The organism is Streptomyces sp. cf386, assembly GCF_900103585.1.
GTDB lineage: Bacteria > Actinomycetota > Actinomycetes > Streptomycetales > Streptomycetaceae > Streptomyces.
Map to the genome: position 1 here is coordinate 80,926 of NZ_FNHV01000021.1, position 16,364 is coordinate 97,289.

Sequence of the window (16,364 nt, forward strand, 5' to 3'; positions counted from 1 at the left end):
CGAGCACTCCCCGTCCCAACGATCAAGGAAGGGTACTCCGGGAGCGGTCGGCGGTGCAGCCGGATGGACAAGAGGGATTCTCAACTATCGCGGCCGACATGGCCATTGATGTCCTTGAGGTCCGCCGGAGTGAGCGGATTCATAGCCGTCACGTCCCGCGGGGCGATGGAGAAGCCCTGCCAGTGGACCGGCATCGGCTGCTGGTCCTCGTCCCGCACGATGTGGTGGAAGCCCACGTTCATCCAGACCACGGGGTGGGTGAGGGACTGCCCGTTGACCCACTTGTCGACGTCCTTGGGGTGTCCGGCACCGCACGCGCCCAGGTTGCCGCTCGCGTACTGCTCGCACTTGTTGTACTCCGTGAAGTACACGTCGTGCGCGGTGAAGGGACGGCCCGGGAACTTGGTCGTGGCGCCCGGCACGAGCTCGTAGCTGCGCGCGTGTCCGTCCTTGTTCTTGCCCGTCGCGCTGACCATCCGCCACCAGCGCATGTTCTTGGCGTCGCCCGCGAGTTCCTTGGTGACCTTCGTGAGGGTCGTCTTGTTGGTCGGCCCGCGGTCGCCCGCCGCCGGGCTGACCTTCGAGTCGTACTGCTCGACCCGGGTCTTGGAGGAGCCGTCCAGGCCGAAGTCGAGCCGCCAGAAGACGTTGTGGCTGTGGCTGTCGGCGTAGTCCTTGGCGCCCTTGCCGATGGGCCAGCCGCGGCCGTCACCGGCGTCGTAGTCCTCGGGCGCGAGGCTGCCGGTCGCACCGACGTTCATGCTGATCGTGCCGTCGTCCGAGAAGCGCCACTCGGTGATGTACTCGTACCAGCTCACCTTGTTGATGGTGTAGAGCAGCAGGTCCTTGCCCTGGGCCTGGTAGGTCTTGCCGATTCCGCCGTTCATCGGCTCGGTCTGCATGTGGTACGCGTGGCCGCGCGCACGGGTCGTGGCGCACAGGCCCTTGACGTCCTGTGAGGCGGAGTACGCGGGCTCGCGGACCTTGACCGTCTTTATGGTGCCGCCGGGGCATTCGGCGGGCTTCATGTTCAGCAGGCCGTTGCCGAAGTTGTACTCCGTCACGTCGTTGAACTCGGAGTCGCCGTCGTCGTAGGGCACATGGATCTGGGCGAGCTTGGCGCTGTTGAGGACCTTGATCGGCTTGGCCTCGCCGGGCGGCTGGTAGGAGATGTCCTCCAGCATGACCCCGGCCGTGCTGTTGAAGCGCCAGCACATCCGCCAGGTGGTCCCGGTGGAGAGCTTCTGCTCGATGCGGTACGCCGCGCTGCAGTTGGGCGTCGGGGCGGCGGCGGCCTTGGGCTGGGCGGCTGCCGGTCCCGCTCCGGTCGTGGCGCCGGCGGCCAGCGCGGCCAGGGACAGGCCGAGGGCCGCCCGCCTGCGGGCACGGCTGATTCTGTTGACGCGCATGAAGAAGTGACTCCCTTACAGGAGGTGCAGGGTTGGAAAAGTGAACGGAGGTCGGCTCAGCCGAGCCGGATCACCTTGCGGGCGCTCAGGTCGATCACGAAGTCCCGGAGGTCGACCCACGACCCGTTCTTGATCTTCGGGAACAGTCGGGTGCAGCGGTGCTCGCCGCACTTCTCGACCGATGCCGACCCGCCCGGGTTGGCCTTGTACACCATGCTGTTCAGCTGTAGCTGATCCGGGGAGGTGAGCTCCTTGCCGGTGGCGTCCTTGTAGTCCGCCTTCAGACCCGCGCCCAGCGGGTCGGCGATCAGCAGCTTGGCCGCCTCGGCCTCCTCGGAGCGGCTCAGCGGCGGCTGGACACCGCGCTGCGTGGCGGTGTGCTCGACCTTGCCCGTGTCGAGGTTCACGGTCCGGGTGACGAGGGTGTCGTCCCGGTAGTCGTAGACGGTCACCTCGGCGCGCCGGGGCGCGTTCACGTCGTCGACCTCGTCGGCCTCCGGCTCGGCGAGCTGGGTGTCGATCCGCTGCGGGCCGCGCGCGCCCCTGACGTTCTCGCTCCCGTTGAACAGCTGCCGGTTCACCGCAAGCTTCTCGACCCGCGCGATCTCGTCGTCGGTCAGCGGGTCGCTGCCCTTGCCGCGGTCGCCCTCGGCGGGCGCCTCCTCGACCACGCCGGGCTGTACGGCGGCGGCGCCGTCCTGCCCCTGAGCCGCCTGCTGCGCGGACTGGCCGCTGCCGTCGGTCCCTCCCGTGGTGTCGGCCCCCGCCGTCCCCGGCAGGGTGATCCCGACCATCACGGCTGTTCCGGCCACCGCGATGGCCGCACCTGCCACCACCTTGCCCAGATGGCGGTGCACTATCTTGCGCACATCGTCCCCTTACTCCCCCCAACATCCCCGGGAGTACGTGTCTGCCCCACTGGTTCGGCATACCGCGTATGCCTGGTCGCCCGGTAAGAGGGACGTAAGTCATAGGTGGTTCCATCACTTTCGGGGAGACTCGACGTCAAGGCGCCCCCGACGGCGGGCCCGAGCTGAAAGAGTCGTGTCCATGCAGGTCTGGCCTGGAGAGGCATATCCACTCGGTGCCGCCTACGACGGCGCCGGCACCAACTTCGCGGTCTTCACGGAGGCCGCGGACCGAGTAGAGCTGTGTCTGCTGCACGACGACGGCTCGGAGACGGCGGTGGAACTGCGGGAGAGCGACGCGTTCGTGCGGCACGCGTACGTGCCGGGCGTCATGCCGGGGCAGCGGTACGGCTTCCGGGTGCACGGCCCCTACGCCCCCGAACGCGGCCGGCGCTGCAACTCCGCGAAGCTGCTCCTCGACCCGTACGCCAAGGCGATCAGCGGCGCGATCCGCTGGGGCGAGGAGGTGTACGGCTACCACTTCGACCGGCCCGACCAGCGCAACGACCTGGACTCGGCGCCGCACATGATGTCGTCGGTCGTCGTGAACCCGTACTTCGACTGGGGCGACGACCGGCGGCCACGCACCGAGTACCACCACACGGTGATCTACGAGGCCCATGTGAAGGGCCTCACGATGCGGCACCCGGGGCTGCCGGAGGAGCTGCGCGGCACCTACGCCGCCCTCGCGCACCCGGCGGTCATCGAGCACCTCACCGAGCTGGGCGTGACGGCGCTGGAGCTGATGCCGGTCCACCAGTTCGTGAACGACCACCGGCTGGTCGACATGGGCCTGAACAACTACTGGGGCTACAACACGATCGGCTTCTTCGCCCCGCACAACGCCTACGCCTCCTGGGGCGACCGCGGCCAGCAGGTCCTGGAGTTCAAGTCGGCGGTGCGGGCGCTGCACGAGGCCGGCATCGAGGTCATCCTCGACGTGGTCTACAACCACACCGCCGAGGGCAACCACCTGGGCCCCACGCTGTCCTTCCGGGGCCTGGACAACCAGCGCTACTACCGCCTCACGGACGACCCGCGCTACTACATGGACACCACGGGCACCGGAAACTCCCTGCTCATGCGGTCCCCGCACGTCCTCCAGCTGATCATGGACTCGCTGCGCTACTGGGTCACCGAGATGCACGTCGACGGCTTCCGCTTCGACCTCGCGGCCACCCTGGCGAGGCAGTTCCACGAGGTGGACCGGCTGTCGTCGTTCTTCGACCTGGTGCAGCAGGACCCGGTGGTCTCCCAGGTGAAGCTGATCGCCGAGCCGTGGGACGTGGGCGAGGGCGGCTACCAGGTGGGCAACTTCCCGCCGCTGTGGACCGAGTGGAACGGCAAGTACCGCGACACCGTACGGGACCTGTGGCGCGGCGAACCGCGCACGCTGGCGGAGTTCGCGTCCCGGCTGACGGGCTCGTCCGACCTGTACCAGGACGACGGCCGGCGCCCGCTGGCCTCCATCAACTTCGTGACCTGCCACGACGGGTTCACGCTGCACGATCTCGTCGCGTACAACGACAAGCACAACCACGCCAACGGCGAGGACAACCGGGACGGCGAGAGCCACAACCGGTCCTGGAACTGCGGGGCGGAGGGCGAGACCGACGACCCGGCCGTCCTGGAGCTGCGCGCCCGTCAGATGCGCAACTTCATCGCCACGCTGATGCTGTCCCAGGGCGTGCCGATGATCAGCCACGGCGACGAGTTCGCGCGCACGCAGCGCGGCAACAACAACGCGTACTGCCAGGACAGCGAGCTGGCGTGGGTCGCGTGGCCGGAGGCCGGGGAGGGCGAGGACGGCGAGTCCGCGGATGGCCTGTCCCGTGAGCTGCTCGCCTTCACGCGCGCGATGGTGTGGCTGCGGCGCGACCATCCCGTCTTCCGCAGGCGGCGCTTCTTCCACGGCCGGCCCGTGGAGGGTACGCACGACGATCTGTCGGACATCGCGTGGTTCACTCCGGAGGGCACGGAGATGACCCAGCGGGACTGGGACCGGACGCAGGCGTCGGCGCTGACGGTATTCCTCAACGGCAACGCGATCTCGGAGCCGGGTTCGCGCGGGGAGCGCATCGCCGACGACTCCTTCCTGCTGATGTTCAACGCCTCCCCCAAGACCCTGGACTTCGTCGTGCCGATCAACCACGGCCGTCAGTGGCAGGTGGTCGTCGACACCGCCCGCACGGACGGGGTGCCGCCGGGGACGGGAGCGAAGGTGCAGGCCGGGGACCGGTTGACGTTGGTGGACCGGAGCCTGACCGTGTTGCAGCGGCCGGTCTAGGTCGGTGCGTCGGCGTGTGCCCGCCGCTCGCGTCGGGCACACGCGCGTGGGCCCACGTGGCGGGGTCGATGACGCGTTGGGCGGCAGGGCGGGTACGTAGCTCTGCATGACACCTGAGCGACCTGACCCGATGGTGCCGACCGCCACCTACCGGCTGCAGCTGCAGCCGGCCTTCCCGTTCGCAGCCGCGGCCGCGGCCGTGCCGTATCTGGCCTCGCTCGGCGTCTCGCATCTGCACCTGTCCCCCGTCCTGGAGGCGGTGCCGGGGTCGGGGCACGGCTACGACGTCGTGGACCACGCGCGCGTGCGCGAGGAACTGGGCGGCGAGGAGGGACTGCGCGCACTGGCGCGCACAGCGCGCGAGCACGGCCTGGGCCTCGTGGTGGACATCGTGCCGAACCACATGGCCATGGCCCCGCGCCACAACCGCGCCCTGTGGGAGGTGCTGCGGGAGGGCCCCAAGTCGCCGTACGCGCGGTGGTTCGACATCGACTGGGAGGCGCAGGGCGGCCAGGTGCTGCTGCCGGTGCTGGGGCAACCGCTGGGCGAGGAGCTCGCCCGCCTGGAGGTCGACGGCGACACCCTGCGCTACTACGACCATGTGTTCCCGCTGCGCGAGGGCACCGAGGAGCTGCCGCTGCCACAGCTCCTGGACGCGCAGTGGTACCGGCCGGTGTGGTGGCGGCTGGCGCGTACGGAGCTCAACTACCGGCGGTTCTTCAGCATCTCGGAGCTGATCGGGGTGCGGGTCGAGGACCCGGAGGTGTTCGAGGCCACGCACGCCAAGATCCTCCAGCTGCTCCACGAGGGCGTGATCGACGGGCTGCGCATCGACCATCCCGACGGCCTCGCCGACCCCGACGGATATCTCCGGCGCCTCCACGAGGCGACCGGCGGGCGCTGGACGGTCGTGGAGAAGATCCTTTCGGACGGGGAGCATCTGCCGGCCTCCTGGCCCGTCGCGGGCACCACCGGCTACGACGCCCTGCGGCACGTGGACGGCCTCTTCACCGACCCGGCGGGCTTCGGGGACCTCCTGGGGCAGTACCGACGGTTCGCGGCCCCGCAGACGGACCGGGGCGGCGACTGGGAGGCGACGGTGCGGCGGGCGGCGTACAAGGTGCTCACGCACGAGTTGGCGGCGGAGATCGACCGGCTGACGCGGGTGGCGAACCGCGTGTGCGTGACGTCCCCGGAGCCGGCGCTGCGCGACCGCGCGCCCTGGGCGCTGCGCACCGCGCTGCAGGAACTCCTCGTCCGGCTGGACGTCTACCGGCCGTACGCCTCCGGCGACGCGGCCCGCGTGGTCACCGAGGAGGCCGCCGCGGAGGCCCGGCTCGCCTTCGTCGTGCCCGAGGAGGCCGGTGCGGTCGACATCGTGCGCGACCTGGTGCTCGGGCGGGCCGGTGACGGACCGGAGCAGGGGGAGTTCCGTTCGCGGTTCGCGCAGACGGCGTCGGCGCTGCGGGCCAAGTCCGTGGAGGACACGGCGTTCTACCGCTATGTGCCGCTGCTGTCGGCGACCGAGGTGGGCGGCAACCCGGGGAGCCCCGCGCTCTCGCCCGACGAGTTCCACGCGTACTGCGCGCGCGTGCAGCGTGACTGGCCCGCGGCGGGGACGGTCGCGTCGACGCACGACACCAAGCGCAGTGCCGACGTACGGGCCGCACTGGCCGTGCTCACCGAGTGCCCGGAGCGCTGGGCGGACGTCCTGACGGAGGTGACGCGCGCCGGTGAGGGCGTACCGGACGCGCAACTGGCGTGGGCCGCGTGGCAGACGGTGTTCGGGCTGGGCGAGGCGGCCGTCGAACGGGTGCAGGGCGCCCTGCTGAAGCATGTGCGCGAGGCGGGACTGTTCACGAGCTGGACGGAGCAGGAGCCGCCGTACGAGGAGGCGGTGGCGGCGTTCGTCGCAGCGGGGCCGTGTGGGGCGCCGTACGCGCGCGTGGCCGCCTTCCGGAGCGATCTGGAGCCGCACATCCGGGCGAACATGCTCGGCATGGCCCTGGCCCAGCTCACGATGCCGGGGGTCCCGGACGTCTACCAGGGCACCGAGGGCGAGTACCGGGCGCTGGTGGACCCGGACAACCGGCGGGCCGTGCGGTTCCCTCACGAGGGGCCGGGTGCCAAGGGCGCGATCACCGCGGCCGCGTTGCGACTGCGCAGGCGGCGCCCCGACGTGTTCGGCGACTCGGCGTCGTACGCGCCCTTGACCGCCGAGGGCCCGGCTGCCGCCCACTGTGCGGCCTTCGTACGCTCCGGCGAGGTGGTCACCGCCGTGACCCGGCTGTCGCTGCGGCTGGCCCGGGCGGGCGGCTGGCGCGACACGCTGCTGCCGTTGCCGCCGGGGCGCTGGGCCGATGTGCTGGCTCCGGAGCGGGAGTTCACCGGGCACGCGCGCGTGGAGGAGCTCTTCGAGCGGCTGCCGGTGGCCTTGCTGGAGCGGGTCGGCGCGGAGGAGCGGACGGAGGCGACGTAGTGCCGGGCGTGTACGACTGCACCGCGCGCCGTGGCGTCGTTCCGACGACCGGCTCGTACCCGCGCGCGCTCCCGGCGCTCGTGCCGGACGGCCTGCGCATGGTGACGAGCGGCGACGCGTACAGGGCGTCCCGCTCCGATGTCTCTCCTGGTGGTGGACGGGCGGTGATCGGTGGGGCGTATGCCTCGTTCCGTCACTCCTGAGGCGCGGAGGCCGCCCTCGTGGCGCGGCCGGGCGGACGTCGCGGACCCTCTGACGCCGCCCGCCCTTACCTGCCGGCAGTAAATGCAACTGGGCGCCCCCTGGAGCCTCCCCGGTGAACTCCTTGACACGTCAACCAGACCGTGGGGTACTGCGGATTGCGAAGCAGGGCGGACGTGACGGGGGTGAGTCTCCTGCCGGAGCTGCGCTACCCCACCCTTGCCGAAATGATCCTGTCCGCCCGAGCCCTGGCTGCTCACCGACCCGGCTTGTGCACGCTGAGACAGGTGGGGACCTCACGGGGCGGCAGACCCCTCCATCTGCTGTCCATCGGCCATGCCTCCCGTGCCGTCCTGGTGGTCGCGGGCGCACACGCCAACGAGCCGACGGGAAGCTCCACGCTCCTCGCGGTGGCCGAACGCGTCCTGCACGAGGGGGACCTGCGGGCCGACATCTCCTGGCACTTCCTGCTGTGCGCGGACCCGGACGGGGCGAGCCTGCATGTCACCCCGGCGCCCCGCAGCCTGTTCGAGTACCACCTCGGCTTCTTCCGGCCCGCGGCCTCGGAGCAGCCGGAGTGGGCACCGGCCGCGCTGCCGCCCGACCGGCTGCCGCCGGAGACCCGCGCGCTGACCCGAGTCATCGACGAACTGCGCCCCTACCTCCAGGTGACCCTGCACGGCACCGATCTGGGCGGCAGCTGGGTGCAGTTGACGAGGGACGTCCCCGGGCTCGCCGAGCCGTTCGCGAAGTCCGCGGCCCAGCTGCACATCCCGGTGGAGACCGGCGCCTCCGACGCGGCGGGCTGGCCCGCGGCCGGACCCGGCGTGCATGTGATGCCGGCGCCGGGCGCGGGCGCTGCGTATCCGAGCATGCCGGACGACGCGCGCAGCAGCACCTGGTACCACGTGCATCGGTACGGCGGGCTGACCGCGGTCGTCGAGGTGCCGATGTGGGCGAGCGACCTGGTGGACGATCCGGCTCCGCATCCGGACCCGGCCAGGGCTTTGCGGTGGCTCGGGGGCCGGCTGCTGCGGGACGCGCTGGAGGTGGAGCGGGTGCTGGCGGAGGCGCTCCCCCGCCTGGACGGCGTCGACGGGCCCCTGTGGCGGGCCTCGAAGTGGGCGCTGGAGCTGGTGCCGGGACTGGCCGCCGACTGGATGCACACGCCGCCCGCCGACGACACCAGGGCGTACGTCGGGAGCGTGGACGCCTTCGGGCGCCGGCTGCCGCTGCGGGCGGCGGCCATGCTGCTGCGTGTCCTGCAGGAGACCGACGACCGCGCGGCGCCGCGCCTCGAACACCTCGTGTCGACCTGGAGCGACGCCTTCGCCGAACGCTTCCGCGCCCGGTGGGTGCCCCTGCAGCACCAGGTCGAGCACCAGTCCCGCACGGTCGTCGCGGCGGCCCTGCACGCACGCGACCGAGCGGCGTGAGACGGACCGCTCGGCGCGAGGTGGACGGTGCGGCGCGGGCGGGCCGCCGTATCGGCTCGACCGACCGTGTCAGCCGTCCAGCGTGAACAGCGAACCCGTCCGCGCGGTCAGCGCGCACGAGTTGGAGAAGGTCTCCCGGTACTCGACGGCTCGTCCGCCCCATGTCCCGCGCGCGTGGGCGGTGATCGGCGCGTAGATCATCGGGCAGAAGGTGTTCTTGGGCTGGAGGCCCTGGAGCCGGCTGACGTCGCCGTCCACCTTCTCGAGCTCCGCGCAGGCCTCGACCGCGCGTTCGTGACCCTGGGGCGGGTCGCACGAGAGGAGGATGCCGCGGCTGTGCCCGCCCTCGCCGCGCGTGCCGGCGTGTCCGCCCTCGCCGCGCGTGACGCCGCGTCCGCCGTCGCCCGGGGTGATCGTGAGGAAGAGCCAGCGGGTCGGCCCCGGCTCCAGGAGCGGGTCGTGCGCGGCCGCGGGCGCCGGAGCGGCGCCGAGGACCAGAAGGGTGGCGGCGGCCGACAGGCCGAGCCGTGCCGCCTTCGTCGCGCGGGAGTGTCCGGTGGGGTAGCGCCTCGTGAGGATTCGCGTCATTCCCGATGCATCGGCACGGCGGCCCCGGCATTCCAGCCGGACTCACCCGAACGGGAGCACGCGGGCGCGTACCGACCGGCGAGATCGAACGTGGCGAGCACGACCCGCGACTGGTACTCCACCTGGCGCGCGACCGGTATCCAGCGCGCCCCGCAGCCGTCCCGGTAGTCGTCGCACCACTCGTCCAGGAGGCCGTCCAGTTCCGGCATCACTCCGGCCGGGTCGCGTCCGGCGGCCGTCACGAGCTGGTGGAGCAGCCCGGCCGTCCGCAGGGCGAGGCGCCGCCCGGCGATGCGCAGTGCGGCCAGATGGGCGGTGCTGAGCGGCGGCAGCGGGTGGGCTCCGCCGGTGTCCGGGACGTCGGGGTCCCAGGTGTCGGCGAGGCCGGGGCAGACCAGTAAATAGTCGTCCACCGGGGCGAGCAGCCGGGCCGTCTCCGGTCCGGCGGGAAGGTGCGGGCGCAGGCGCTCCAGCAGCCGCTCCAGGACGCGGGTGTCGTGGCGCAGGGTGTGGCTCACCATGCGCAGGACCGTTTCCTCATCAGCGGGCCGGGTGGCGTCCTCCACCGCCGCCACGCCCCACATGGGGGCCTCGACGACCGCCGTGACCGTGCCGTGCCGGTACGGATGGAACCACGTCGACTCGACGGCCGCCTCGGTGATGGCGGCGGCCAGATCGCCCCGGCGCGGCCTGGGGATCCGGTAGACGGCGGGTCCGAGTTCCGGCCAGTACAGGGTGTCGTAGGGGCCGAGCTCGCGCGGGATGCCGAGGCGTGCGGCGGAGTGCGCGACGCGCTGGGCGAGGCCGGGCAGGTCGTGGGTCAGCTCGACGAAGCCGCCGCCGACGTCGACGCCGTGCAGGGAGCACTGGAGGAAGGGCCGCAGTTCGTCCTGGAGGTCGAGCAGGGCGCGGGTCTCGGGCAGCGTGGCGGCGGCCGCGCCGTCGGGCAGCCATTCGGGCTGTTCCAGGAAGCCGGGCCGGAAGAAGTGCCGGAAGTAGCCGCCGAGGGCGTACGGGCCGTGCAGCCAGCCCTCATTGCGGCGCAGGCCGTCCGGGTCGAGGCACAGCAGCAGGTTCCAGGTCGCGTCGGCGCCCTCGTGCAGGCGGGGGTCGGCGAGCACCCGTTCGGCCAGCCGCAGAACGGTCGCACCGCCCACCGGTTCGTTGGCGTGCGGGCCGGCCACGACGAGGGCCTGGCGGGTGCCGTGGCCGACGGACAGCAGCCACAGGGGGGTGCCCGCGCGGGACGTCCCTATACGGCGCAGCCGCGCGTCACGGGGACGGCGGGCGACGAGTGCTGCCGCCCGGGCGCCGAGCTCGTCGACGGTCGGGTAGCGGAGGAGTGGCGGCAGGGCACACCTCCACAATGTGGTGCCGTCGATTCACCTGGTGTGCATGGTGTACGCACAGTCAGTCACGAGTTGACGACTACGTCAACACCACAGAGGGCAAAGCGACTTGGGTCAAGCATCAGGTGAAGCCAAGGCCAGGGCGGGGATTCGGCTCAGTACGCGGCGAGCCGGAACGACATCTGGCCGAAGCCGACCTGGTCGCCCTCACGGACCACTACGGCGCCGATGACGCGTCGGCCGTTCACCGTCGTGCCGTTGGTGGAGCCGAGGTCCCGAAGAACCCAGATGCCGCCCTGTTGGCTCAGTTCGGCGTGCACCCGGGAGACCGTCTCGTGGGTCAGCCGCAGCCCGTTGGCGGGGTCGCGCCCTATGCGCAGCGGATGACCGGCCCCGGGGTGCGGCAGCAGCAGCTTGGGCAGCCGCTCAGCCTGCCATGCCCGGCGCAGTCGCACGGTGAAACCGGAGATCGCCTCGACGGTGCCGAAGACCAGACGCGACACACGGCTCTCGACGGGCAGGTCGGCGGTGAGCACGGCCAGCTCGTCCACACGGCGGGCGGAGAGGGCGAGTTCCATGCGCCGCACGAACGTGTCGTGCGAAAGCCGACCCATGGCGACGCCGTCACGGAGCACCTTCAGCGCCTTGTCGCGCTCCGCGTCGGAAAGCCGCGCGGGGTACGTGTTGAACTCGAAGGACGACGTCACGGTGCTGATTGTCGGTCAGTGAACCCCCGGTGTCCAGAAAACGCGGAAAGGGCGGGCACGCGCGTGTGCCCGACGGAACAGGCCACAACACCGGCCGCGACACCTTCCACAAAAGGGAAGCTTCAAAAGCGGATTGATCTCGTTTGAAGCACCATGGACGGGCTACATCACGGTGAGCAGACGAAGGGGAACCGTCCGTGCAGTTCGACGTGTGGGCACCGCAGGCCGATCGAGTGACGCTCCATTGCGAGGGCGCCACGCACGCGTTGGAGCGTGATCCCGATCGCGCGGGATGGTGGTGGGGGGAGGCGGAGGCGCGGGACGGGACGCGGTACGGCTTCGCGCTCGACGACGGCCCCGTGCTGCCCGACCCGCGCTCCCGCCGGCAGCCGGACGGCCCGGACGGGCTGAGCGCGGTCGTCGACCACGGGCGGTACGCGTGGCGCGGCGAATGGGCCGGGCGCCCGCTGCCGGGCGCCGTGCTGTACGAGCTGCACGTGGGCACGTACACGCGCGCGGGCACGCTGGACGCGGCGGCCGAGCGGCTCGGGCATCTGGCCGAACTGGGGGTCACCCACGTCCAGTTGATGCCCCTGAGTCCTTTTCCCGGGCGGCACGGCTGGGGCTACGAGGGGGTGTCGCTGTGGGCCGTGCACGAGCCGTACGGCGGCCCCGAGGCGCTGAAACGCTTCGTCGACCGGGCGCACGAACTGGGACTGGGCGTGGTCCTCGACGTCGTGCACAACCACTTCGGCCCGTCCGGGAACTACCTGCCCGCCTTCGGGCCCTATCTCACGGACACGCATCACACGCCCTGGGGCGCCGCCGTCAACCTGGACGCGCCCGGCTCTGACGAGGTGCGCGCGTATCTCGTTCAGAGCGCGCTGGCCTGGCTGCGGGACTACCGGATCGACGGGCTGCGGCTGGACGCCGTGCACGCGCTGGTGGACACGCGCGCGTGCCACTTCCTGGAGGAGCTGTCGACGGCCGTCGACACCCTCTCCGCCGAGCTCGCCCGGCCGCTATACCTGATCGCCGAGTCCGACCTCAACGACCCTCGGCTCATCACCGCGCGCGAGGAGGGCGGCCTCGGTCTGCACGCCCAGTGGAACGACGACTTCCACCACACCCTGCACACCGCGCTGACCGGCGAGTCCGAGGGCTACTACGCCGACTTCGCCCGCGCCCCCATGGCGGGCCTCGCCAAGACCCTCACCGGCGGCTACTTCCACGACGGCACGTACTCCAGCTTCCGGGGCCGGCACCACGGGCGCCCGTTGGACCGCGCGCGTGTGGCGGCGCACCGTCTCCTCGGCTACGGCCAGACCCACGACCAGGTCGGCAACCGGGCACAGGGCGACCGGCTGACGGCCGCGTTCTTGCCGGACTCCCCCGGCCTGCTGGCCTGCGCGGCCACACTGACCCTGACCGCACCGTTCACGCCGATGCTGTTCATGGGCGAGGAGTGGGCCGCGGGCACACCCTGGCAGTTCTTCACCGACCACACCGACCCGGAGCTCGCCGACGCCGTGCGGCGGGGCAGACGACGGGAGTTCGCGGCGCACGGCTGGGCGGAGGAGGACGTACCCGACCCGCAGGACCCGGCGACCCGGGACCGCTCCTGCCTCGACTGGTCCGAGCCGGACAGCGAGCCCCACGCGCGCGTGCTGGCCTGGTACCGCCTCCTCATCGCCCTGCGCCACGAGCAGCCCGACCTCACGGATCCCGACCTCGCCGACACCAAGGTGGCCTACGACGAGCAGGAGCGCTGGCTCGCCTTCCGCCGCGGCGACGTACGGGTGGCCGTCAACCTCGCCAAGGAACCGGCGGCGATCCCACTGGGGCCCCGCAAGGCGGTCGTACTGGCGGCCTGGGAGCCCGTGGAGGCGCCGGGCGCGGACGGGGTGCTGCATGTGCCCGGGGAGTCGGGCGTGGTGCTGTTGCAGGGGTGAGGCGAGCGGGGAGGCACCGGAAGTCCCTCGGAACAGCCTCGTCCCCGTCAGTACGCCTCGTCGTCGTCCCCGTCGTCGTCCTCCCGCAGCTCCGTCACGCGCTCCAGCAGAATCGCCTCCCACGCGTGGCGGAGCTGCGTCCGTAGCAGCGGGAGTGGTGTCTCGCCCTTGCCGTCGATTCGGTCCGCGAGCCGGACGACCGCGTCGCAGCGGGCGAGCCAGAGGCCGCGCAGGCAGGGGCGGGCGGCGTAGCCGGCGAGGGTGGCGGCGCGGACCGCGGCCGGTGAGCCGACGGCGAGGGCGAGGCCGGCGATGTCCTCGGCCGGGTCGCCGACGACGGTGTCGGCCCAGCCGAGGACCCCGCGCACCCGGCCGTCGGCACTGACGACGAGGTGGTCGCCGGTGAGGGCGTGGTGGACGAGGACCGCGGTGCCGGGCTGGGCCGCGAGTTGCACGGCGGCCGGCTGGGTGAGCTGGCGCAGGCGGGCGGCGTCGAACTCGTCGGCGGCGGCAAGGCGCGCGGCGGGGCGTTCGGCGGCGCGGCGCAGGGCCTCCAGGGAGCGCGGCGCGGCGCGCGGCACGCCGAGCGTCTCGGCCTGCCGCACCGGGATCTCGCGCAGGCCCGTGAGCAGCCCGGCCAGGTCGGCCTCGCCGACGGCGGAGACGTCGTACTGCGCGGTCGACCCGCCGGGCACCTTGGTGTCCAGGGTGTAGGTCAGCCCGGGCGCCCACTCCCCGTACGCCACGCTGGTCGGGACCGCGACCGGGACATGTGGGCGGACGAGGTCGCGCAGGCGCAGTTCGCGCCTTCGGCGGGCGGCGGTCTCACGGTCGGGCGCGAGACGCAGCACATGGCGGGTGCCGACCCACCAGGTGGCGGGTTCGGCACCCGCTGCGGCGGGCCGGACCTCGGGGCCGGCCGAGTCGGCCACGCCGTCCTTGAGCAGGGAACGGACCAGCCGGCGGACGGTGTCCGCGGTGGGTGTCGGTGCCTGGGTCATGGTCGCGCCGTTGTCGCTCGGGGGTCTGTGTCGGGGTCTACGGGAGCTCCTTGCGCCGGGATCGTTCGCCGGGTCAGTCCACTATGACCATCTCTCGGGACGTGTCGTTGAGGCGCCGGCCGCCGTCCTCGGTGACCGTCACGATGTCCTCGATGCGTACTCCGAAGCGGCCGGGCAGGTACACGCCGGGCTCCACGGAGAAGCACATGCCGGGTACCAGGGGCTGCTCCTCGCCCTCGATCATGTACGGCGGCTCGTGCGTGGTGACGCCGATGCCGTGCCCGGTGCGGTGGATGAAGTACTCGCCGTACCCGGCGTCCGCGATGACCGCGCGGGCGGCCCGGTCGACCTCCTGGCAGGCGACGCCGGGCCGTACGGCGCCGAAGCCCGCCTCCTGGGCCTCGCGCACGAGGTCGTGGACCCGGCGCTCCTCGTCGGTGGGTTCCCCGACGTGGACGGTGCGGGAGGTGTCGGAGCCGTAGCCGTCCTTCAGGCCGCCGAAGTCGAGGACGACCATGTCGCCGCGTTCGATCACGCGGTCGCCGACCTCGTGGTGCGGGTTGGCGCCGTTCGGGCCGGAGGCGACGATGGTGAAGTCGACCTGGGAGTGGCCGAAGCGCCGCAGCAGGTGGGCGAGGTCGGCGGCGACCTCGGACTCGCGGCGGCCTCCGAAGGGAACCTTCCGGATCTCCTCGAACGTTGCGTCTGCGGCCGCACCCGCGGCCGCCAGCAGCTCCAGCTCGGCGGTGTCCTTGACGGCCCGCAGCATCGGCAGGGCGTCGGTGAGAGAGGCGTACGACGTGCCGGGCAGCGCCCTCTGCAGGGCCAGCAGGTGCATCGCCCAGGCGTTGTCGCTGATGCCGAACCGGCCGCTCGGGTCCAGGAGGGCGGCGGTGGCGGCGTAGGGGTCCTGGCCGTCGGTCCAGTCGCGCAGGGTCAGGCCGGGTGCGCCGACCGCCTTCGCGGCGTCCGGGGCCTCCAGGGCGGGGACGACGAGGACGGGGTCCCGGCCGGGGACGAGGACCAGCAGGGTGAGCCGCTCGGTCTCCGCGGTGGGCGCGTAGCCGGTGAGCCACACCAGATCGGGGCCGGGTGCCACCAGGAGCCCGGCCAGCCCGGCGTCGGCGGCCGTCCGCGCGGCACGTGCCGTACGGGCCCTGTAGTCGTCGGCGGTGAAGGGCGCGGGTGCGGTGCCGGTCATCCGGGCCTCCCTGGGCGCGTGAAAGGACTACGGGCAGCATCCTGCCCGGACGGGAGGGGCGGCGCGAGCCGGTCGGCGCGTCTTTCGAGAGGCTGATCGGACGCCTCGGGCGACTGAACGGGCGCCTCGGGTGACCGGCCGGGCGCCTCGGCGGCTGGTCCGGCATCGGATGGCGGGCCGGGCATCGCGTCAGCCGTCCAGTGCCATGCGGACGCCGAGGAGCAGCAGCACCCCTCCGGAGACCTGTTCCAGGCGCCGGCGCACGCCCGCGCGGGACAGCAGGGTCTTCATCCGGCCGACGAACCACACGTACAGGCCGTAGTAGCCGACCTCGTAGACCGCCCAGAGCGCCGCGAGGCCGATCATGGTCGGCAGGTGCGGGGCGCCCTCCGGCACGAACTGCGGGAGGAAGGACAGGGCGAAGACGGCCGCCTTGGGGTTGGCGAGGTTGAGCAGCAGTCCGCCGCGGTAGGAGGCCCAGCCGCTCTTCCGGGTGCCCTCCCATGCGCCCTCCTCCGCTCCCTTGCCGCGGCGCGCCTGCCGGAGCGTCTGGACGCCGAAGCCGACGAGCACGACCGCGCCGACGATCCGCATCACGTCGTACGCCACCTCGGAGGCCGTCAGCAGTGCGGTCAGGCCGAACGCAGCGACGACGCCCCAGATGAAGACGCCGGTCTCGTTGCCGAGCACGGTCAGGAATCCGGAGCGCCTGCTGTGCAGCGACTGCCTGATGATCAGGACGGTGCTGGGCCCGGGTGAGGCGGCGACGAGGGTACAGGCCCCCAGGAAGGCGATGAGGGTGGTCGGCATGGGGTCATGGTGGCCTTGTCGGCGGAGCGTGGCGAG

The 16,364-nt window shown here is 72.2% G+C and carries 12 protein-coding genes; 4 read left to right on the forward strand and 8 right to left on the reverse strand.

Features of this window, described 5'->3' with window-relative positions:
* Positions 1–80: 80 nt before the first annotated feature.
* Together BLU79_RS38540 and BLU79_RS38545 are read right to left on the reverse strand one after the other, a co-directional pair.
* The gene (locus tag BLU79_RS38540) at positions 81–1,409 is read right to left on the reverse strand and encodes a copper amine oxidase (RefSeq protein WP_093910674.1); all 1,329 of its coding nucleotides are present in this window, start codon (positions 1,407–1,409) and stop codon (positions 81–83) included.
* Between the two features lie 56 nt (positions 1,410–1,465).
* Entirely contained in the window at positions 1,466–2,278 is an 813-nt protein-coding gene (locus BLU79_RS38545; RefSeq protein ID WP_093910675.1) for a Tat pathway signal sequence domain protein, read from the reverse strand.
* Positions 2,279–2,459: 181 nt separating this feature from the next.
* On the opposite strand from BLU79_RS38545, the gene glgX reads away from it, so the two are divergent.
* The 3 genes from glgX to BLU79_RS38565 all read left to right on the forward strand — a co-directional run bounded on the left by glgX (position 2,460) and on the right by BLU79_RS38565 (position 8,720).
* Complete coding sequence (glgX, locus tag BLU79_RS38550; RefSeq protein WP_093910676.1) at positions 2,460–4,604, forward strand: glycogen debranching protein GlgX; 2,145 nt, start codon at positions 2,460–2,462, stop codon at positions 4,602–4,604.
* A gap of 106 nt (positions 4,605–4,710) precedes the next feature.
* A complete protein-coding gene (gene treY / locus BLU79_RS38555) occupies positions 4,711–7,083 on the forward strand; it encodes a malto-oligosyltrehalose synthase (RefSeq protein WP_093910677.1) in 2,373 nt (790 codons plus the stop codon).
* Positions 7,084–7,469: 386 nt separating this feature from the next.
* Positions 7,470–8,720 (forward strand): M14 family zinc carboxypeptidase, encoded by a 1,251-nt coding sequence (locus BLU79_RS38565; protein WP_093910679.1) that lies wholly within the window; start codon positions 7,470–7,472, stop codon positions 8,718–8,720.
* A gap of 69 nt (positions 8,721–8,789) precedes the next feature.
* On the opposite strand, the gene BLU79_RS38570 is transcribed toward BLU79_RS38565, so the two are convergent.
* The 3 genes from BLU79_RS38570 to BLU79_RS38580 all read right to left on the reverse strand — a co-directional run bounded on the left by BLU79_RS38570 (position 8,790) and on the right by BLU79_RS38580 (position 11,364).
* Positions 8,790–9,308, reverse strand: a complete 519-nt coding sequence (locus BLU79_RS38570) for an SSI family serine proteinase inhibitor (protein ID WP_093910680.1) — start codon at positions 9,306–9,308, stop codon at positions 8,790–8,792.
* A complete protein-coding gene (locus BLU79_RS38575; protein ID WP_093910681.1) occupies positions 9,305–10,675 on the reverse strand; it encodes a M14 family zinc carboxypeptidase in 1,371 nt (456 codons plus the stop codon). Before BLU79_RS38575 ends, BLU79_RS38570 begins: the two co-directional genes overlap by 4 nt.
* 137 nt (positions 10,676–10,812) lie before the next feature.
* Positions 10,813–11,364: a DUF1707 and FHA domain-containing protein gene (locus BLU79_RS38580; protein WP_093910682.1), complete on the reverse strand. Its 552-nt coding sequence runs from the start codon at positions 11,362–11,364 to the stop codon at positions 10,813–10,815.
* Positions 11,365–11,561: 197 nt separating this feature from the next.
* On the opposite strand from BLU79_RS38580, the gene treZ reads away from it, so the two are divergent.
* Entirely contained in the window at positions 11,562–13,316 is a 1,755-nt protein-coding gene (treZ, locus tag BLU79_RS38585) for a malto-oligosyltrehalose trehalohydrolase (protein ID WP_093910683.1), read from the forward strand.
* Between the two features lie 47 nt (positions 13,317–13,363).
* On the opposite strand, the gene BLU79_RS38590 is transcribed toward treZ, so the two are convergent.
* From BLU79_RS38590 to BLU79_RS38600, 3 genes are all read right to left on the reverse strand, one after another.
* Positions 13,364–14,317, reverse strand: coding sequence for an aminoglycoside phosphotransferase family protein (locus BLU79_RS38590; protein ID WP_093910684.1), 954 nt, complete (start codon positions 14,315–14,317; stop codon positions 13,364–13,366).
* Positions 14,318–14,390: 73 nt separating this feature from the next.
* Complete coding sequence (locus tag BLU79_RS38595) at positions 14,391–15,518, reverse strand: aminopeptidase P family protein (protein WP_093910685.1); 1,128 nt, start codon at positions 15,516–15,518, stop codon at positions 14,391–14,393.
* 189 nt (positions 15,519–15,707) lie between these two features.
* Positions 15,708–16,328 (reverse strand): LysE family translocator, encoded by a 621-nt coding sequence (locus tag BLU79_RS38600; RefSeq protein WP_093910686.1) that lies wholly within the window; start codon positions 16,326–16,328, stop codon positions 15,708–15,710.
* Positions 16,329–16,364: the final 36 nt, after the last annotated feature.